Annotated in this window: 21 protein-coding genes; all 21 read right to left on the bottom strand. The window is 56.6% G+C overall.

All coding sequences use genetic code 11. The annotated features are described in order from the left end of the window. Window positions 1-79: 79 nt before the first annotated feature. A complete protein-coding gene (locus tag EBAPG3_RS08780; protein ID WP_004178499.1) occupies window positions 80-1516 on the bottom strand; it encodes a GNAT family N-acetyltransferase in 1437 nt (478 codons plus the stop codon). Continuing rightward, window positions 1516-1860, bottom strand: coding sequence for a hypothetical protein (locus EBAPG3_RS08775; RefSeq protein ID WP_004178498.1), 345 nt, complete (start codon window positions 1858-1860; stop codon window positions 1516-1518). The genes EBAPG3_RS08780 and EBAPG3_RS08775 overlap by 1 nt, the downstream gene beginning before the upstream one ends. Continuing rightward, window positions 1861-3612, bottom strand: coding sequence for a hypothetical protein (locus EBAPG3_RS08770; protein ID WP_004178497.1), 1752 nt, complete (start codon window positions 3610-3612; stop codon window positions 1861-1863). Window positions 3613-3619: 7 nt separating this feature from the next. Continuing rightward, window positions 3620-4780, bottom strand: coding sequence for a hypothetical protein (locus EBAPG3_RS08765; RefSeq protein ID WP_004178496.1), 1161 nt, complete (start codon window positions 4778-4780; stop codon window positions 3620-3622). An 87-nt stretch (window positions 4781-4867) separates the two neighbouring features. Next, window positions 4868-6901, bottom strand: coding sequence for a hypothetical protein (locus EBAPG3_RS08760; protein WP_004178494.1), 2034 nt, complete (start codon window positions 6899-6901; stop codon window positions 4868-4870). A 153-nt stretch (window positions 6902-7054) separates the two neighbouring features. Further along, entirely contained in the window at window positions 7055-7603 is a 549-nt protein-coding gene (locus tag EBAPG3_RS08755) for a lysozyme (protein WP_151898907.1), read from the bottom strand. Further along, window positions 7600-7887, bottom strand: a complete 288-nt coding sequence (locus EBAPG3_RS08750; protein WP_004178490.1) for a hypothetical protein — start codon at window positions 7885-7887, stop codon at window positions 7600-7602. Before EBAPG3_RS08750 ends, EBAPG3_RS08755 begins: the two co-directional genes overlap by 4 nt. Further along, window positions 7884-8189 (bottom strand): hypothetical protein, encoded by a 306-nt coding sequence (locus tag EBAPG3_RS08745; protein WP_004178484.1) that lies wholly within the window; start codon window positions 8187-8189, stop codon window positions 7884-7886. Before EBAPG3_RS08745 ends, EBAPG3_RS08750 begins: the two co-directional genes overlap by 4 nt. 1 nt (window position 8190) lies before the next feature. After that, a complete protein-coding gene (locus tag EBAPG3_RS15175) occupies window positions 8191-8367 on the bottom strand; it encodes a hypothetical protein (RefSeq protein WP_161493785.1) in 177 nt (58 codons plus the stop codon). Window positions 8368-8427: 60 nt separating this feature from the next. Further along, window positions 8428-8679, bottom strand: a complete 252-nt coding sequence (locus EBAPG3_RS08740; RefSeq protein ID WP_004178480.1) for a hypothetical protein — start codon at window positions 8677-8679, stop codon at window positions 8428-8430. Then, entirely contained in the window at window positions 8670-8951 is a 282-nt protein-coding gene (locus tag EBAPG3_RS08735) for a hypothetical protein (protein WP_004178478.1), read from the bottom strand. Before EBAPG3_RS08735 ends, EBAPG3_RS08740 begins: the two co-directional genes overlap by 10 nt. Before the next feature lie 53 nt (window positions 8952-9004). Further along, a complete protein-coding gene (locus EBAPG3_RS08730) occupies window positions 9005-9901 on the bottom strand; it encodes a hypothetical protein (RefSeq protein ID WP_004178476.1) in 897 nt (298 codons plus the stop codon). Between the two features lie 17 nt (window positions 9902-9918). Beyond that, window positions 9919-10542: a phage adaptor protein gene (locus EBAPG3_RS08725; RefSeq protein WP_004178474.1), complete on the bottom strand. Its 624-nt coding sequence runs from the start codon at window positions 10540-10542 to the stop codon at window positions 9919-9921. Continuing rightward, window positions 10539-10874 (bottom strand): DUF6682 family protein, encoded by a 336-nt coding sequence (locus EBAPG3_RS08720; protein WP_227869187.1) that lies wholly within the window; start codon window positions 10872-10874, stop codon window positions 10539-10541. The genes EBAPG3_RS08725 and EBAPG3_RS08720 overlap by 4 nt, the downstream gene beginning before the upstream one ends. 5 nt (window positions 10875-10879) lie before the next feature. Next, window positions 10880-11257: a hypothetical protein gene (locus EBAPG3_RS08715; RefSeq protein WP_151898906.1), complete on the bottom strand. Its 378-nt coding sequence runs from the start codon at window positions 11255-11257 to the stop codon at window positions 10880-10882. A 68-nt stretch (window positions 11258-11325) separates the two neighbouring features. Further along, window positions 11326-12597, bottom strand: coding sequence for a right-handed parallel beta-helix repeat-containing protein (locus tag EBAPG3_RS08710; RefSeq protein WP_081607279.1), 1272 nt, complete (start codon window positions 12595-12597; stop codon window positions 11326-11328). Window positions 12598-12819: 222 nt separating this feature from the next. Continuing rightward, window positions 12820-14070, bottom strand: coding sequence for a right-handed parallel beta-helix repeat-containing protein (locus EBAPG3_RS08705; protein WP_004178463.1), 1251 nt, complete (start codon window positions 14068-14070; stop codon window positions 12820-12822). An 81-nt stretch (window positions 14071-14151) separates the two neighbouring features. Then, a complete protein-coding gene (locus EBAPG3_RS08700; protein WP_151898905.1) occupies window positions 14152-14835 on the bottom strand; it encodes a hypothetical protein in 684 nt (227 codons plus the stop codon). A gap of 74 nt (window positions 14836-14909) precedes the next feature. Then, complete coding sequence (locus tag EBAPG3_RS08695; RefSeq protein ID WP_004178460.1) at window positions 14910-15356, bottom strand: hypothetical protein; 447 nt, start codon at window positions 15354-15356, stop codon at window positions 14910-14912. Window positions 15357-15431: 75 nt separating this feature from the next. Then, window positions 15432-16703 (bottom strand): phage capsid family protein, encoded by a 1272-nt coding sequence (locus EBAPG3_RS08690; RefSeq protein ID WP_004178458.1) that lies wholly within the window; start codon window positions 16701-16703, stop codon window positions 15432-15434. A 9-nt stretch (window positions 16704-16712) separates the two neighbouring features. Beyond that, window positions 16713-17711, bottom strand: a complete 999-nt coding sequence (locus EBAPG3_RS08685) for a hypothetical protein (RefSeq protein ID WP_004178456.1) — start codon at window positions 17709-17711, stop codon at window positions 16713-16715. Window positions 17712-17720 lie beyond the last annotated feature (9 nt).

Raw genomic sequence — 17720 nt, 5'->3', positions numbered from 1 at the left:
GCTTCCCGCATGGACTCCGCCGGTATGCGGCATCGATATGGGTCGCGTACGGTTTGCAGTCCGGAATGACACGCTTTTTTCACAACTTCTTCGTGATGGCGGCCGAGCCGAGCTGGCCAAGCAGGCTCCCCAATCCCGCGGCACCCAGCGCTGAATTCTGGTTTGCTTGCCGCCAGGCATCGAGTTGCCCCTGATATTGCCCCAGCCCCAGATTGCCGGCGGACGTGCTCGCGCTGGTTGCGCCGCCAAACCAGTCCTGCGCGGCATTCATCCCCGCGTTGTGCAATCCCGCAGCCGTAGCGAGATTGCCTGTGGCGGAATTGGCGGCATTAAGCGCTGCGGCATCGGCGGCAAGCCCGGTGTTCGGCATGTTGCGCCCGAATTTCGCCGCACCTTCGCGCATTGCCATGCCCTGCAATTCCGTATCGCGCCGTGCCTTGTTCATTGCGCCGGCGGTATCCCGGGCCAGCCCAAGATTGATATCCTGGATCAACTCCTGGAATCTGCCCGAGTCCGGGTTGATGCCCAGCCGGCCCAGTGCCCGCTGGCTGGAATCCAGCGCGCCGCGATAGCCGCGCGAGACATCCGCCGCAGCTTCCCCGGCCATTCTTTCCTTGCGGCTGGGGGAGTCGAATTCGCTGGCGTCCTCCACCATGCGGGCTTCCAGCGGGGCGAAAAGATCGTGGTAGATCCGCCACTGGGATTCCGCCCGATTGGCATTGGCGTCACCCGATGCAATCTGCTGGCCGATGATTTTTTCCATCAGGGGGTCCTGCCTTGCGGCGCAATTTTTCTCCCAGGCCAGTTGATCGCGCGCCACCCCGGCCATTTCCCTGGCGAGTTCCGCGTTGGACATGGCGGCCTGGCCGATAAGCGGATCGGGTTTCGGCGGTTTCGAGCTACACATTTTCGACCTCTCCAGTATTTTGGTTAAGCCATTCTCCACATGACGGTACCCCAGAAGCCGGAAGAATCTCTCGGCCTTGTTCACGGTTTTCACCGAAATATTGATTTCGCTTACGCCCAGCAACCGCATCGCATTCTCGACATACGCCACAAAGCATTTTGCCACCCTGCCCTTGCGAGCCTCCGGCAGCAGGTAAAGCGTGTCTTCCGTGGCGATGAGCATTTGCGTATGCGCGCTTTTATCCAGGTACATCGCGCAGTTGCCCAGCAGTCGCGCTTCGCTTCTCAGCGTGAAAAGCACGTAGCGCCCGGCACGCTCGTAGCGGATGAATGTCTCGTAATCCGGGTTGAAGGGCAGCTCATGCCGGTGTACTTCCGTTTCATCCCAGTGCGCCCGGTGCAGCGATTTGATTTCATCGGTGATGTCTTCAATGCGCTCAATGGAAAAAGCCAGGCCGCCGTGCTGTTCCGACTCGATGCGGCCCATGTTTTCCACCGGCATCAGCGTGGTCAGCTGGTCCGCGGCAAGACAGATATCGGCCGCCAGTTCAGGCGTGAGAGGAATTCCCATATCGATCTTGAGGATCGCGAACAAGTGATTATTGATCATCAGCTATCCAGCCTCGCAAGAATATTCTCAACCGATTGACGTATCTGGTTGGTGTAGGAATAAAGCGCCTCGCATTCGGCTTTGGTCGGGCTTGCGGAAAACGTCAGCGTCTGGAATCCAGGCACCTCGATCGCATTGCCGCGGCGACCAATGATGGTTTCAAGCATGGTTTTTAACCATTCCGGCGTACCGCTTGGGATACCCGGCTTCTTGATGCCGGCAGAGACAGTCCGTGTGGACAGGAAGGCATCGGCCACAATCCCGGCATCGGCGTTTTTGCCGGAGAACGTGCCGGCCCGGCTGATGCCGTACCCTCCTGAACCTGGTCTGGATTTAGCGGCCATCTATGTGATTGAAAACAAATCCCCCGCGACCGGGGCAGTAGTAAGCGCGGTGACTGTGAATGTTGGGGTTGCTGACGCGGTGGATGAAGTAATATCCGTCATCTGGCCGCGTAATGCCGCCGTAGTCGTGTTGTCGGCAAACGTGATGTTCCGGCCTTTGAATTGCGTCATCACCGACCCGGCAGGAGCAAGCGCAGACGATACGATAGTGGTAGTGGTCGATCCCGCGCCTACCGTGCCAATCACGTTTCCTGCCACAGCGCGATCGAAAGCCGCCAATCTGGCTGTGCTGCCGTTGATCGCGCCGAGGTTGCTATCCATCCTCCCGCCGGCCAATGCCGCCGGAAGGCGAGTTCTGATGTTCGTGGTGTCGGCCTGGATTGCGGCATTGTCCGCGGCGTGAGATGCGCCGGCAGGAGCGCCCAGGCGGGCGTATGCATCCCCTGTCAGGTAATCGGCAATCCTCTTGCCGATGCTGCCAACGGTCGTCAGCGCCGATGTGAGCGCGTCCCATATCGCCTGTACGCCAGCGGAGGATAGGGAATAGCCTGTCTTGTCGGAAACGGTGGTTACGTTACCCACCGAACCCGTTACGTTACCTGTGAGATTGCCGGTTATATTAACGGTCATCTCTGCATTTGCCCCGGCGATAGTCAGTCCGCCAGCAGCGCCAGCAGTGGCAGAAGGAAGGTAGTTGATCTTGGTGCTCATGGCCCCCATGATGTACCCGGCCGTACCGGCAGCATAAGAACCGGGCACAAGAATTGACCACGGATCCCCGGCGGAGCCTGCGGCAGATAATCCGGCGCCAGCGGAACCGGATATTACATGCCCCGGTAACAACTCATCCCATACCGCATCGGCAATGCCCGCCGCCGTCAGGCTTCCGCCGCCCACGGTGCTTACCTGCGCATCGAGATTTGTTGCGATAAGCAGGCCGTAGCTGCCGGCGCTGCCATAGGCGGCCGTTGCCGCATTCCATACCGCCGTGGCTACCGCGGAAGCGCCCATGTCAACCAAGCCGTCAGCGGTAATTGACATGGTGCTGAAGTTTGCCGGGAATGCTTGGATGAGTGAATATCCAGTCTTGCCCACGTTCCAGTCGCCCTTGCCGTTGAACGCGCCCGCCGCGATGCCAGCAGCCGTAATCCACCCCGCAGTAATGGCCGGAAGATTGGTCAGATTCGTGACGGTTGTAATCGTGCCGGCCGTGATATTCGTCGGGCTCGCCACACTCGAGGGGAATGTGACGCCAGCAGCCGCGGTAATCGTCTGGCCAGCCAGTTTACTTGCGTCCACGCGCCCGCTTCCATCGATTGCCAGAGAGGCGTAATTCGTCGGCTTGGCAACATATGGGTCATCACTCTGCAACTGCACCACGAAATCGGCCTGGGCAAGATTTGTCGCGCCCGCAATGCTCACCAACAGCGACTTGGCGCCCGACACGGCGAAGCGTGCATCCGCAAATTGGAGTTCATAGACGCCCTTGTGATTGGTGGCGTCAACCTCTTTAAACCGGCATTTTGTGGCCGTGGGCGCGGCGTACGTACCGAGAGTAGTAATGCCCTCAATCGTTGATCCGGCCGCGGTGTAGGTTGTTGCGGCCGCCTCGTTGTCGGCAATGGTGGATACAATCAGACCGGATGACGCGCTGGTGAGTCCAGTCAGCCCGGCGCCACCGGTTGAAGATGAATCCAGTAACTTGACTCGCAATACAACGGAACCTTGACCATTCTTGAATGTGTGCAGCATGACTTACCTACCCCGAAAAGTTTGCATTCATGAATGACTGCTTCATCCCGGCAGCGCCGCCTCCGCCGGCCCCATCGTCCAGCGCCGAAATCATGGTGTGAATCGCATACCTCCTTAATCCGGAATTATCCGGCGAGAAGGTGCCCCCGGCTGTTGATGTGGCTCCATAGCACTCCGCCCCCAATCCCCAAGATTCGAATTGAGCGGCCACATTAATATCGCGCTGCGAGATGGTTTGTGCCGTAGCTGTTGTCTGCTTGATGCCAATTGCGTAATCGGTATTAGCTGAGAGCAATCTCGGAGTCATCAACCGCTTGATGTGCATCCGATTTGACGTTCCGCCCACTTGCCTGAAATTTACCGGGATGGACTCAATCAGCGATGGCGTGCCAAGCGGAGTTGAGTACAGCTCCATCGCGTAATTTCCCTGCACATTCATCACCGCCGCAATTGAGCTGATCTTGCAGGGGAAGGGAACACGGAAAATGTTCCCCCGGATATTGCCATTACCTATCGTAGAAGAAGATGTATCCAGCACGGAAAAAGGGCAACTTGGCGTTATCCATCCGAGCGTGCCGTCATCGAATGTCAGAATGATATTGGGCAGGCAAGCCTGACCCGAGTATGCAGGGCCGGCAGTAACCAGCGTGCTGGCCGGATACCCCATCGCGGATGATGTGGCCAAGTTTCTGATTTTGACGCTTTGCGTTCCGGATATGATGTCAATGTGAAAGCAGATTGCTATCTGATCTCCATCGGTGACCGTGAAAGGAGTACCCGCTGCCATTGCATCCGAGCGTGATGTGGTGGACGTGATTGCGTCCGTCCCGCCGATTAAATCCTTGTAAACATCAAACGCCGCCGCGCCTATCGTAGCCCGCGCCGGGGGGCCGTTGGCAGTGTCGATACTCGCCGCTTTCTTTACCCCGACGCGCAGAGTGGCGGAACTCGCAAATGTTATTGATGCACCCGGAAGCCAATCTATCTTTGATCCCGTCGTGCCAAAAGTCTTTGATCCGCCACCGTCGATAGTGACATCGCCGATAACCTGGAACTCTTCCTCATCGGCGTCCAGTATCGAGTCCAGAGTAGCTGGGACTCCTGAAGCGATGCCATTTACCAACGGCGGGAGCCATATTCCAGATCCTGTCAGGTTTTTGATTGTCATATTGTTATCGTGTACCCGTTAATTGCTCAAGCATTCAGTTCAGTTTGCTAAATTGTGCAAGTTACAGAATTGTTTAATATCAAGGAACTACGCTTGCTTCAACCCATCCATCGTTTCAGCCAGCACCACCCCAGTTACCTTCACATTGCCCGACAGCACGACTTCTATGTTGTCGGCCTTGTAGCCGCCTGGAAGCCGGAATGCGCGACTGTTCTCAACCGTCCTGGTGAACTTCAAGGTACCATCGGCCCATAACTGGAACTGCAGCGCGTCAATAGCCAAGGGCGGTATGGCCTGCATCTCGTCCCCGCCTATCTCATACTCGCCCAGGTATGGATCGGCCAAGCCATCATTCATGGCCCCGGCGGTGATGAGCGCCTGATTCGCGGCAATCGCAGCGTTATAAGCGGTCAAGGCTGCCCCCGTTTCCGCTTCGGACATATCAAAGTCGGCATCGACCTTGGCCGCGCCGTAGTTCAATGGCGGCTGGCTGATGAATTTCTTGCTCTTCCACTCATAGGAAAGCTTGGTGCCGACATCGCCTTCCCATTGGTAGATCTTCTTGTCGGCAGCGACATAGAGCTTGCCGGTCCACGGATCGGCCCATATGGCGGTAATTCGCTGGTTCACCTTGACGAATGATGCGCTCTCGGCCTTGTCGATCACGAACATGAGCGAACTGTCGTCAATGGTGTAGCCGGCGTAGTAGCGGTTATCGGCGGATGCGGCGATGAACGTGGACGGGTTCAGTTCCCCCCATTCCCTCTGCGTGAACAGGTCCTTGGTAACGATGTCCGTGTTCATGCCGGAGATGACCAGCCCTTGCGGCGCCGGGTACCCTACTCCGAAGGCGAAACTCGCCACGCCGCGCTTTGCCATGCACGGCCACGCCACGCCCAGCTTCTCCATACCGCCACCCATGGTTATCGGGTCCACGCCGGTAATGGTGAAGGGGTTGCCTTCGGTCATGCCCACCAGTGTGGTGCCAACGATCCCTACTGCAACAATGTCCTGATCGTAGGTTTGACGATAGGCGGTCGGCCATGCATAAGGCTTGAACGGCTCCGAGAAACAGACCTCATTGCCGAAGAAGCCGCACGCTATCCCGTTCGCCATGATGATGATGCCCTTCATGTTGGCCGGCGGCATGTTCCATGTCGCGGACGGCAATACTTCGCCCAGGGCGGCAACGGTATCGGAAATGGTGTCGTTGTACGTCGTGGTGCCCACCGACAAGGTGACGAGATAGTGATACTCGGTACCGGATGAAGTGGTGAGCGTGCGGTAGATCCGCTTGGTCATGCCGGTAGTGTTGTGTGGGGCCTTGCGCGTCCACGTTCCGCAAGCGCTATAAGTCTGAGTCGTCGACAGCAGCACCACCACATCATTGCCGCTGATACTCACTATCGGGAATGTGGCATTCAAGTCCGTCATGCCAGTTACCGCGGCAAATGTGATTTCTTCATGGGCACGCAGCCCGAACACACTATTTAATGTGATGGTCACGTACCCGGCGCTCGGTGTGTCCTTGATTGCGCCGGTCACGGCGCCTGAGTTCGGCGGCGCGGCATCCATCGCGGACAGCGCCCAGGTGTCATCGATCTTTCCGGTCGTCGTGGGGGAGACCGGCGACGGCGCGGACTCTTCTCCCCAGAGGGTTACGAACGTGTAAACGTAGACGCGCGACACCGTTGTGCCGCTCACCCCGCCGGAAGGCGTCACGGTCGGCTGGGTAACGGGGGGACTCACGCCCAGCACATAGCATCCGGAAGGATAAGGCCCCACTCCCGTGGTAGCCGTGTCGTAATCCGATGCTCTAGGCTCGCCGTCGCCCGTGTAGTAGAAACGCCGCTCAGTGTTCCCGGCAACAGGGGAACGCGCCACGTCGACATCCTTATCCCACACCAGCCACTTCTCGTTGCCGTCCTTCTCCATGCGGAATATGGACTCTATATCATTGCCGATGATAGGCGAAAATACATGCAGCGGGCCGTTCCGTGGGCGCAGATCGCCGGATGTTAGGTTGCAGTTTGTCGCGACCTGCGCCTGATTCGGCGCAAGCAGCTGCCTTGCCAGTCTCGGCACAAGCCCGGAGAACGCGGCGATTCTGAACGTGGCCATTATCCTAAATCCGATGATGGGACGACATGGCGTGCAATCCACCCGGTGGCGGCGAGCTCACCCAGGAGACGGGGATCAGGGCGGCAGAAAGAATCTTTACGGACCATGGCGCAACGCTGGAAAATTAACGGAGAAAAACTGGAAAACGAGCGCTCAGCCAATGGATTCGGGATCCATGCCACCCGATGATTTGGGCGATTTTTTCCCTTCGCATATGGCTCGTTCCTCCGTCCGTCTTTTTACCAGTCCCGGCAGTACTTTTCTGCCTGGTCCGTACTTGAATGCCTCGATGCGCTTGCAGGCCTCCGCATATTGCCCGCCGTTGATCAGATCTATCAGATTGGGCGGCTTCCCCGGCTGCGCCTTCTTGCAGAATGTGCCGACACCAATATTGTAGGCCAGCGACACGTATGCCTCATACTCATGCTGATACAGCGGCGCGGTAACGCACTTCTTGACCCCGGCCGCGTAGACGCCCTCGACTTCGTCGAGCAATCGCACCAGAGAGCGCGTGGGCGTGGTCCTGTCACCCATCTTGACACCGGTGGTCGTTCCAAAGCCGATAGTGGGCACATCGCCGGGTGCGGGTATATAAGCCTCCTCCTTGTAGTCTTCATGCAAGGCGATTCCGACGAGGGTCGACGCCGCCAGCACCATTACCGTGATTGTGGAGCGGACATGCGCGGGGGACGTCCTATTCATTTAGCATGCTCCTGGAGGCAGTCGAGCTTCGCCTTTATGGTCGCCTTTAAATCGCCGGCATCGAGATTCGCGCAGGGCGAGACGTCGGATGCGGATGGCGCCACCGGCCTGGGTTTCAGCTTGCGCCCCTCGGCCCGGCTCTCCGGTGATTCGGGATTTACCTCGGGATTTTTCCCGGGATTTGGCATCGGGGGGGTTGGCTGTTCAGCAGCTCGTTCATCTATTTGCGCGGGCGTGAATATGCTGCAGGATGCCAGAAACAGGACAGCGGCGAGATATCTCATTGTTTTCTCCCGCGTGGCCACTGCTCGATGATTCTATCGAGTTTTTCGTTGAATTCCCTCATCGTTTCCCGCTGCTCGACTCTTACGGATTTGATCTCCTCACTGAGGCGCTCATTGGTTCTCTCCTGATACAGTTCCCCGCGTTTCAAACTGGCGATGTCATTCTGCACCGCGTTGTAAGTCGCCACGCCCGATGCGAGCAGACTGGCTATTGCGATAATCCCGCCGAAGGACAGCGTGGAAGTGGATGGGCCGCGCCGCCGCTCTGTTTTGTGATCGCTGTCAGGGTCCTGGTCCGCCATGTCAGAACAGGCTCCACAGGACAACAATCACAATCCCCATCGCGGCGGCAAGCAGAATCACGCCCGTCCACTTCGAAGCCCGCAGTTTGTCGAGAAATCTGTCTGCACCCGCATCGGCCGCCGCACTTTGCTTCTCGATTTCTTCCTTGATGCGCTTGCGCTGGAACTGGGTCATCATGAACCTCCAATAAAAAAAGCCGCTTATGCGGCCTTGTTGAACATTATTCAAAGAGCGCCATTAATCCCTGCTGCCCGGGGTAGCGGGCAGCGCGGGCGCCTGCGCTGCGGCGGCAACCCAGAGATCCACTATCCACCGGAAACCCGCGATGGTTTCCAGGGGAGTGTTTGCTGCATTGTCGTACTCGATGTGCCCACTCACGCCATCCCACTGCACCGCACGAATTTCCGGTGGCAGCGCGGACAAATCAACGTGCCGGAATAACCCATCCACTCCGACAACACCATCGTCCCGAATTATCGTTACTCGCATGTCTTGCTCCCTTGCAGCAGCGCCTGCCGTGCCGCCGCGGATAAGGCCTCTTGCACCCATTGCGCCTGCGCGCCCTGCTTCAGCATTTCATTGCGGAATGATTCGGTGGCCGCCACCCCCTTGCGTGATTCGTTGGCCGTATTGATCATCAGAGCGGGCATCCAGGCAATGGCGCAGCCCCAGTTGCCGGTTTCCTCCCCGGTATTCATATCGACACCGCGCACCTGCACATACCAGGGGCAGCGGTAAAGAACGGGTTTTCCTGCTTCCATCTTGATCTCCTCGCACTTTGCCCCGAGTGGACATTCGGCAATCCGGGTCTCCATCAGTCTTTACCCGCCAGAATCACGTCGATATACTGCACCGCGAGGTTAATGGCGGTACCCGTGAATGCGTGATTATGGGAACCACCGCCACCTGTAAAATTTGTATACGCTGAAGCACTTATGCTATTTCCATCTACTGGGTTATAATCGGGTATAACGCTGCCGGTTCCAGATCCTATGTAATATGAATGCTGGTGAGCTGGTATCTGAGCCTCAGTCAGTGTAGTTGCGCTGTTCGAACCGGTAACAGCCTGCAAGGCGAAAGCTGTGGTAAAGGCCACCGATCCGCCCGATCCGCCCCCGGTCCCGCCGACAATCCGCATTGCCTTGTTGTGGTGCGTGCTTATCTGGGTCCAGCCAACAGGTGCCACAGCCTGAAAAAATACCATGATAGTGCCGGATGGAATCAGCGTAGCCGCGGCCGCCCCCAGCGTCGCGCGTGCCGCCGCCGCATCCGCATCATCCAGCAAGGTTCTGGCAAATGCGCTCAGGCTCGTCAGGGCGGCGGCGCCCGCACCGGAGAAATACGGCAGCGTATCGGCGGATGATGCAAGCGCGCCCAGGGCAATGAGGTTGGTATTGGATAATGATTCGTCCAGCGCCGCGCGGGTGATGCCCGCCACAAAATAATCGCCCGCCCCCCAGGTTCTGGCCGTGGTGCCGTCCAGTCCGCGCCCGCCAGCGGCGATGGTGAGGCTGTCCATGCCGCGGGCTTCGATTTTCACGATTTCATGGTTACCGGAAGCGTCCTTGAAGGTCCCGTAGAAATAATCATCCGCACCGAGTACCGGAAAAAGAATCCCTTTGCCAGCCTCTACCGTGAAGCTCAAGCCGGTCGTTCCATCCGGAGCGGAACCGACTTTCGCCTTGCCGAAATTTGAAAACTTGAGTCCCATTTCCACCTCTCACATACTTATTTTCTGGCCATGATCGTGGTGCGCAGCGGAGCACGCGTGTAGCTCCTGGCCACGCGCATGCCCGCCGCCGCTACGCTGATGCTGAATTGCCGCTCATGGTGAGTGGCGAGTTGCGCGTTGGTGTAGGGTTTCTTTGGCGACAGCATAAGCTGTGCCAAGGCACCATGAACAATGGATTCCCGGAATTCATTGAACAGCATATCGTCGATTTCCACGCTGCCTGCGGATGGCTTCAGCGCTACCACCATTGTCAGCATTCCGGCCGCATCGGGGATTGGCACCAGCGTGGCCGACGCTGCCCCGCCCAGAACATAGAGTGGCGTGCCGGATTGATTGCGCCAGTTCCCGACGGTCATGCCGGATTCTCCCGCACGAGTCTCGATTTCCTCTCCGTCCAGCACTGCATTGGTAATGCAATGCACGGCGGCGCCCGCCGGTGGAAGGAAGGCATATTCCGATGTACCGGCCATTACCGGGATATCGGGATGATTGAACCGCCAGGCCAGCGATTGTTCGCAAAACACGATGGCTGATCGACGCAAAGCGTTATCAGCCATCGCGAATGGGCAACCGGGCAGACCCGGCATAATCAGGTCATAAAAATCACTCCACGGCCTCATGTTGCGACGCCCGACATAAAGAGTTGCATGAACATGGCCGCACGCCCGGCGTTGACGTACTCGTCGTCAGTCATCTCGGCTCTCGCCGTGATGTAATCCGCCAGGATTTGCAGATATTCGGCGGGCAGCGGGAAGGCGTCGGCGAGCAGATTCCCGCCATCGGGCGGATTATCAAATCGGCCTGCGAACAAATCGGGGCGCCGCATGAAGATTTGCAGGATTCCCTGGTTGGCAAACGACAATAAAATGAGGTCCGGATACCGGTCCTTACCTGCATCATTAAGCGGAACTCGCGCGAGATCGACGGCAGACTGATAGGTGAAGGCCATCATCCACCTCATTCAACCTGATGGTGTCTGGCAAACAGGTCGATGAGCTTGTGCCGGATAATATTTTCATTCTGCCGCTGGTCCAATCGTTCGTTGTAGTTGCGCGCGGCATACTCGACCATGGCTTTTTTGTCCATGGCATGAAAATCGACCACCGGCAATGGCTCCTCCACCGGTTTCTCTTCCTGTGCCAGCCCGATTGGCTCGTCCACTCCGGGCGCTGGGAGTATTTCTTGCTTTTCCCGCGCCCAGGTATCGGAAAACACCAGGAGCCTCTCGGCGACTTCGGCGGTCACGCTCCGGATTTGCTCCGGTTCCCAGCGCAACCCGACGCCGCTGATGCTGTCCGTTTTAATGCAGGTGCCTACGTATTTCACTTGAGGCATGTCAGGCTCCATAAAAAAAAGCGATCCAGAGATCGCCCCATTACTGCTGTTTCCTATAAAAACGGCCTTCAGCGCCGTGTGATTACCAGGTACTTGCGGGTGGCCGGCAAATCGTCCACCGCGCCAATATTGGGCGGATTATAAAACTGCTTTCCATAAAAATCCTTGCCCCCCACGTAAGTTCCTCTCCTTTTGACGGTTACGGTCTGCGGGCGGTAAAGCACGTCGACTTCAGCGTTGCCGTCAAGATTGGTGTAATTTGTTGTCTTGGCATACGCGAGAATGGGGGTGGAACCAGCGGACTGTATGAGATTGTTCGTTGCCACATTCTTGGTGCCGAGAAGCTCTATGGCTCTCTGATGCGCTATGATCGTATTTTGCCTTGCATTGACCGTCGCACCCGATGTGCAGCCTATCCCTATCGTATTGCCACCCCGCCCCATCACGATATTGCTGTCGATATCCGCGCTGCTTGTGGCACCCAGGATATAGATGCCCTTATCGCCGGTAAGCTTGTTCCTGCGGATCTTGAGGCCGGTCACAAAATTCGCCGATAGCGATCCCGCCCCTTCCGCATTGCCAATCAATTCGCAGTCTTCAATAACAATGCTGCTCGCAGGAATCAGGACGCCTGTTCCAAGCACCATGGGCTGCTTCTGGGAATTATTGGAATGATCAAGCAGACAGCGGCGCCAGTAGGAATTAGACCTGCAATAATGATGCGCGATGCAATCGCCCAGACCTCCGGCGGTGTTATTGATTCTTCTGACTACGATATCCTCGCCAGTCACGCTGCCGGCATGACACAGCCCATCGCCGGCGCAATCCTCGATCAGGATATTGTTATATCTTACGCCCGATCCCTGAATCCAGATTGCAGCCAGATCGTATGCATATATATGATGTACGTATAGATTCTTTAACTGGACAGCAGTTACATAATCCGCCTTCTGATCGGCGGTTCCGGTGGAATGCCCTTCGTAAATTCCATAATTCTGGCAGTTGTAAACCTCGAAACCATCCACCAGGACATTATAGCGATCCTGCATGTTAATGCCTATGGCATTTCCGTTGCCATTGACCCTTGCCGCGCCTTGAGTGCCGGTGATGCGCTCACCTGTCTGGGCACGGTAAACACCCATGATGATCGGCGCCGCGGCGCTTGCACCATTCCTGCTGCATCCGATGGTTCCGGTAAAGGTGGTGCCCTGTTTCTGCAAGAGAACATCGCTGCTGCCCGCGCCTGCAGCGGACCACGCGCTGCTCCAGGCATTGAACGGAGAGGCAAGACTACCCGTGCCATTCGTTGCTGCCGTGGGATCTACACAGTATGTAGCCATTATTCAGTATGGTTCGGTAATTGAGGGAAATATGCCCGCCAGTGACCTGAATCGGTTTCCTGATTCGATTTCCCGAAAAATTGAGCAGGCGGAGGAACTCCGGCAAATCTTGCGGGAGCTCCTTGCAGAAATTATATGGTCGTCATTTATCGGAAAATGCCTCCTGCGATGAACCCCCCGAGAAACCGGTTATTCCCGCTACGGATTCGCCACGGTTGCAGATTACTTCATGGCAGCCGATAGCTCATCCACCGCCCCGATATTGGGAGGGTTGCTAAATTCGCTACCGTAGTAATCCGTTCCTCCAAGATAAATACCGGCCCCCTTCACCGCGGGTGTTTGCGGGAGATAGAACAGATTAAGCGCGGGGTCGCCCTCAAGATTGGTATAATTATTCGCCTTGGAATATGCGATAACGGGCGTGCTGCCGGTAGAGTAGACGATGTTATTTTTCGCCATGTTGTTAATCCCGGTAAGCTCTATGCCCCTTTGATGACCGATAATGGTGTTATGCCGTGCATTGACCGTTGCACCCAATGTGCAACCGATCCCGATGGTATTTCCACCCTGTCCGATAATGATATTGCTGTCAATATCGGCTACGCTGGTGGCTCCCAGAACATAGGCCCCCTTGTTCCCGGTGAATTTATTCCTGCGGATCGTAACCCCGGTCACAAAATTCACCGAGACCAGCCCCGCCCCTTCCGCGTTGCCAATAAATTCGCTATCCTCAACAACAATGCCGCTCGCAGGAATCAGGACGCCTGTTCCAAGCACCATGGGCTGCTTCTGGGAATTATTGGAATGATCAAGCAGGCATCTGCGCCATACGGAATTGGATCTGCAATATTGATGCGATATGCAATCACCCAGGCCTTGGGCTGTATCGTTGATTCTTCGGATGGTTATGTCTTCGCCGGTAACGCTGCCAGCGTGGCATATGCCATCGCCAGCACAATCCTCGATTAGAATATTATTGTACTTGACGCCCGAACCCTGCATCCAGATTGCCGCCAGATCATATGCATATATATGATGCACGTATAAATTCTTCAACTGCACAGCGGTCACATAGTCGGCCTTCTGATCCACGGTCCCGGCGGAATGCCCTTCGTAAACCCCATAATTCTGGCAGTTGTAAATCTCGAAACCATCTATCAGTACGTTAAAGCAGTTTTGCATGTTGATGCCAATGCTGCCGCCATTGCCATTGATCTTTGCTGCTCCTCTCACCCCCATGACACGCTCTCCGGTAATGGCGTTGTAAACGCCAATAATAATTGGAGCGTCAGCGCTTGCACCATTTTTGCTGCATCCGACGGTGCCGGTAAAAGTCGTGCCCTGTTTCTGTAAAAGTACATCGCTGCTGCCAGCCCCTGCCGCCGTCCACGCGCTGCTCCAGGTATTGAAGGGTAAGCCGAAAACGCCCGTGCCATTGCATGGAGCAGTCGGATCTACGTAATATGTGGCCATAATTTTTATTCCTGTAAAAAGTTTAACAACCAATAATAAGAATGCCGCCCTGGACTGAGTTACATACAGACGGGCACTCTGTCAGTCTCCCAGAAAATGCAGAGCCCGGTAGTACTCCAGCACCAGGCTATCCCCGCCGCTCGCCCTCTGCCCGATGAGTTCGACAGTATTGGTTACGGAGAAATCGACTGTTGCTACTGCTGGAAAACTTGCCCCGGCGGTGAAATAACCGGAATTTGCAGAGTACGGAAGAATCTGCGAATTCAGGGAATTCCGGTTTATCATTACCCACAATGGGGCCTCCGCCATGGCAGTCGTGCGCGTGACGTTAAACAGAACGGTCCCGCCTATGGCAATCTTCAAAAACTTGTTGTTCGCGCTGCTGGTGAATGTCCAGAGCGGTTCAATCTGCAGGATACTGTTAACGCCCAGCGTTCCGGCTGGAATGGGAAATGATGCAAGGACCTCATCGATACCGGCCGAAGCGCAGGGTGCCGCAACCGCCGAACTGGACAATACTTCGATCGAGCGCGAGATTATCGGGTAGGTATCGCCGGCGTCCCCCACCAGTCCGCCGGTGTTGCCAAACGAATCCCTGGTTAACCATACGTCATGGGCTGCCTCCACCCAGGAGTCCGGATATGCCAGCAGTCTTTCTGCGTCTTCAATGGTCATATTCCGCATTTGACCCGGTTCCCAGCTCATCAGCGACCCGGGTATGGAATCCACCTTACGAACCGTTCCGATATACCTTACCAGTGGCATTTCACCCCCCTCAGAAGAACCAGGCAGAGTCTTTCTGCAGGGACGCCACCTGGTATTGTTTGCGATGATCCGACTTACTTGACCCCTGCCGCATCACCCTTGACGATTGCGGTCACCCTGCCCGCAGTGAATGTCGCCGCCGCCGCCGAAAGCGTGATAGTCAGAAATACCGGCTTCTCGAACTTGACCGGCTGAAATGCCAGCGAAGTGCGCCCAGCCGCATTGAGAAAGGTTTTTCCGGTGGCACCAAAATAATCGTCGACGGCTGCAGGCCCGTCCGCCGCGTTGAGCGGTGCATAGCCAACCTTGCAGGCGATAGTTGGTGAAACGTTCGTATCGAGATCGTCATTGACGATGTCAACGTCAGTCACATCCGTGCCTGCCGGGATGATGACGGGACGGTAGATGTCGCCGGCGGCGCCGGCGGTCGGTGTCACCGAGCCATAAACGACGGTCGTATTGCCATATCCGCCCATATGGCGTGATTTGCTGTACAAATCCGGTGCATTGAAAGTAGCCATGGTAAAGAACTCCTTGAGGATGAATGGATGTGAAGGCAGCGGAGCGTTGAAAAAAAACCGCTCATGCGCCGGGGATTAGAGGGAGATAACGGAATCGACTGCAATCACACCGAAGTCGGTCGGTATCTTTGCGCCGCTACCGTCATTGATCGACAGACGCACTTTGCCCTTGCCACATACCCGCTCACCCATGACTTCCAGATTGCTCTCAAAGTTGTACCAGTGTTCCTTCCAGCCGAACTGCATGCCGCTGATCCCTGTTTTGCCGTAAGCCACCCCAAGTGCCTGCGCGCCCAGCAAAAGGCCCCGCTCGACGGCATAACCGGCGCTTAGGGAGGGGTTGATGGCCTGATCGGTTTCCGCCGCGGTTGCCGCATTGGCGGCGGTGACAATCTTTGTGCTTTCGCCAGGCAGAAAGCGAATGGCGCGCTCGTTTTTTATCACCAGAATACCGTTCCACATGCCGGCTTCGCCGGCGAACAGCGGATGGCGGGTATCCAGATAGGCGGCGCGATTCACGGCATTCTGCTGAAATGCCCGCAGGGAGCCTTCGGTCAGCAATATCGAGTACTGGTTCGGTGTGGCGAGGAATACCCACATTTTTGATGTCTGTGCCGCCCGGTCGCCGGCAAGCTTCACTGACTGCAGGGGCTGGTCCATGTCGTCCAATCGCTTGCGCAGATTATCCAGATGCATCAGCTTGAGTTGATCGGTGGAAACGATGGAACCCAATTGCTGTCCACCCGAGGTAAGGTTGGCGCCGTTCACCACGAAATGCCGGTTATACGTCGGTGCCTTGACCGGATTAACCATTACCGCAGCGAAATTGGCGCTGCTCTGGAGCGGTATCGTCCAATCCGTGCCGGTCTGCGATCCGCGCGCACCCGCCAGATGCACCAGCGACTCCTGCGTATCAAGGCGCGGGAAATAGCCCGACAGCTGTGCCAGCGCGATTTCGCGCAGGTTATGCTTGGTGCGCTGCTGCGACATGCTGCCGCCCGCATCAATCACCTTGCTTGCCAGGTCGATCTTGATATCCATCGAGGAAAATGACAGCGTGTCGCCCTTGCCTTCGCGATTGACATCCCCCATCAACGGTTCTCCGCTGACGGTGTCGACCAGATCGAGCGTAACGATATCCCCGGCATTTTTCATCAGGTTGTCGATCCTGACGATCGGCATGCCCGGTTGGGTCTGCCCGGCGATCTTTTCCATCGCGGCGGATGGTTCCACCGGCCCGGCCAGGTTCTCCATCGCCGATGCGCCTTTCAGCGTATTGGCAAACAGTGCGGCGCTATAATGTTTCACCGCGATCGAGCTGCCGCTTGCTACATTGGTTTCAGCCATTTCATGTCCTTAGTCAAGTTCGGATCTCAAGGCCGCGGCCTGTTGCGAGGGCATCTTCATCAATCGCCTGGCCAGTTCATGCGGGCTCAGGTTCTCGAGTTGCTCACGCTCGGAAGCGGGGTTTGCGCCTCCTTGAATATCCGATAGGGTTGTGGGTTTTCTGGCCGGTGCGCGCTCAAGCCTGGCTTTCGCTTCGGCTTTTGCCTGCTCGGGGCCGGTCTGTTTTTTTGGCAATGAAGCTTCTGGCATGATCGCCCTGACACGCCGGACAACTTCCTCAAACCTTTCGGAATAGGGCTTTGCAACCCACTTGCCGCTGGTTCTGAGAATCTCGTCCTGCTTGATGGCTTCATCCCACGCTTGCGGATCGTTGCTTTCCCAATGCACCAGATCAGAGTTATTGTCTTTGGCTTCGGCTACCTGCTCTTCAGTGCGGAGCTGTTTCACGCGGTCGGATTCCTCCTTTTCGCGTTTCAGTTCCTCAAGTGTTTTTTCGAGCTTTTCGCCTTGCCTGCGGCTTCCCTCAAGAACAGCGCTAACCACCTGGTGCAGCTCGGGCATGTCTTCCCTGATACGCTCCAGGTGCGCGTCAATGGCTTTATCTGCCAGGGCAATACTGACACCCGTTGCACTCTCCTTTTGTTGCAGAAGCGCCTCCAGTTTTTCAGCCGCTTTACTGCTTTCCAGCCGTGCGGCCTGTAACTGTTCGCGTAGCGCCGAGTTCTCCACCCGTAGTTCCTTGTGCTTCTCGTAAGGAATGACTCCTTTGCCGCTCTTGTTCAGAACGACGGGCATATCCTCCCCCCCGGCCGTTGGCGCGGCACCGTTGGAATCATGGTGCGCACCCAGCTTCTCCTCCTGCCCGGGTTCCTCTTTTGCCCTGGTTTCTTCCTCATCCTTCCGATTGCCTGGAATTTCCGCGAGGCGGTCCGGGTCGTTCTCCAGCATCTCGACCTGTTCCGGCGTCAGATTTGCGATTTGTTCATCCGTAAGCTGATCCACTTCCATTGCCGTTTT

This window comes from Nitrosospira lacus (assembly GCF_000355765.4).
Classification (GTDB): domain Bacteria; phylum Pseudomonadota; class Gammaproteobacteria; order Burkholderiales; family Nitrosomonadaceae; genus Nitrosospira; species Nitrosospira lacus.
This window is presented reverse-complemented; position numbering and strand designations above follow the sequence as displayed.

What these genes read in the sequence shown, in the direction of transcription:
- EBAPG3_RS08745 (WP_004178484.1), bottom strand. Translation starts at nt 8,189, where the DNA reads ATGGCGGACCAGGACCCTGACAGCGATCACAAAACAGAGCGGCGGCGC.
- EBAPG3_RS08765 (WP_004178496.1), bottom strand. Translation starts at nt 4,780, where the DNA reads ATGACAATCAAAAACCTGACAGGATCTGGAATATGGCTCCCGCCGTTG.
- EBAPG3_RS08780 (WP_004178499.1), bottom strand. Translation starts at nt 1,516, where the DNA reads ATGATCAATAATCACTTGTTCGCGATCCTCAAGATCGATATGGGAATT.
- EBAPG3_RS08720 (WP_227869187.1), bottom strand. Translation starts at nt 10,874, where the DNA reads ATGATGGCCTTCACCTATCAGTCTGCCGTCGATCTCGCGCGAGTTCCG.
- EBAPG3_RS08760 (WP_004178494.1), bottom strand. Translation starts at nt 6,901, where the DNA reads ATGGCCACGTTCAGAATCGCCGCGTTCTCCGGGCTTGTGCCGAGACTG.
- EBAPG3_RS08705 (WP_004178463.1), bottom strand. Translation starts at nt 14,070, where the DNA reads ATGGCCACATATTACGTAGATCCGACTGCTCCATGCAATGGCACGGGC.
- EBAPG3_RS15175 (WP_161493785.1), bottom strand. Translation starts at nt 8,367, where the DNA reads ATGATGACCCAGTTCCAGCGCAAGCGCATCAAGGAAGAAATCGAGAAG.
- EBAPG3_RS08710 (WP_081607279.1), bottom strand. Translation starts at nt 12,597, where the DNA reads ATGGCTACATACTGTGTAGATCCCACGGCAGCAACGAATGGCACGGGT.
- EBAPG3_RS08730 (WP_004178476.1), bottom strand. Translation starts at nt 9,901, where the DNA reads ATGGGACTCAAGTTTTCAAATTTCGGCAAGGCGAAAGTCGGTTCCGCT.
- EBAPG3_RS08740 (WP_004178480.1), bottom strand. Translation starts at nt 8,679, where the DNA reads ATGCGAGTAACGATAATTCGGGACGATGGTGTTGTCGGAGTGGATGGG.
- EBAPG3_RS08775 (WP_004178498.1), bottom strand. Translation starts at nt 1,860, where the DNA reads ATGGCCGCTAAATCCAGACCAGGTTCAGGAGGGTACGGCATCAGCCGG.
- EBAPG3_RS08735 (WP_004178478.1), bottom strand. Translation starts at nt 8,951, where the DNA reads ATGGAAGCAGGAAAACCCGTTCTTTACCGCTGCCCCTGGTATGTGCAG.
- EBAPG3_RS08695 (WP_004178460.1), bottom strand. Translation starts at nt 15,356, where the DNA reads ATGGCTACTTTCAATGCACCGGATTTGTACAGCAAATCACGCCATATG.
- EBAPG3_RS08770 (WP_004178497.1), bottom strand. Translation starts at nt 3,612, where the DNA reads ATGCTGCACACATTCAAGAATGGTCAAGGTTCCGTTGTATTGCGAGTC.
- EBAPG3_RS08690 (WP_004178458.1), bottom strand. Translation starts at nt 16,703, where the DNA reads ATGGCTGAAACCAATGTAGCAAGCGGCAGCTCGATCGCGGTGAAACAT.
- EBAPG3_RS08750 (WP_004178490.1), bottom strand. Translation starts at nt 7,887, where the DNA reads ATGAGATATCTCGCCGCTGTCCTGTTTCTGGCATCCTGCAGCATATTC.
- EBAPG3_RS08755 (WP_151898907.1), bottom strand. Translation starts at nt 7,603, where the DNA reads ATGAATAGGACGTCCCCCGCGCATGTCCGCTCCACAATCACGGTAATG.
- EBAPG3_RS08725 (WP_004178474.1), bottom strand. Translation starts at nt 10,542, where the DNA reads ATGAGGCCGTGGAGTGATTTTTATGACCTGATTATGCCGGGTCTGCCC.
- EBAPG3_RS08700 (WP_151898905.1), bottom strand. Translation starts at nt 14,835, where the DNA reads ATGCCACTGGTAAGGTATATCGGAACGGTTCGTAAGGTGGATTCCATA.
- EBAPG3_RS08685 (WP_004178456.1), bottom strand. Translation starts at nt 17,711, where the DNA reads ATGGAAGTGGATCAGCTTACGGATGAACAAATCGCAAATCTGACGCCG.
- EBAPG3_RS08715 (WP_151898906.1), bottom strand. Translation starts at nt 11,257, where the DNA reads ATGCCTCAAGTGAAATACGTAGGCACCTGCATTAAAACGGACAGCATC.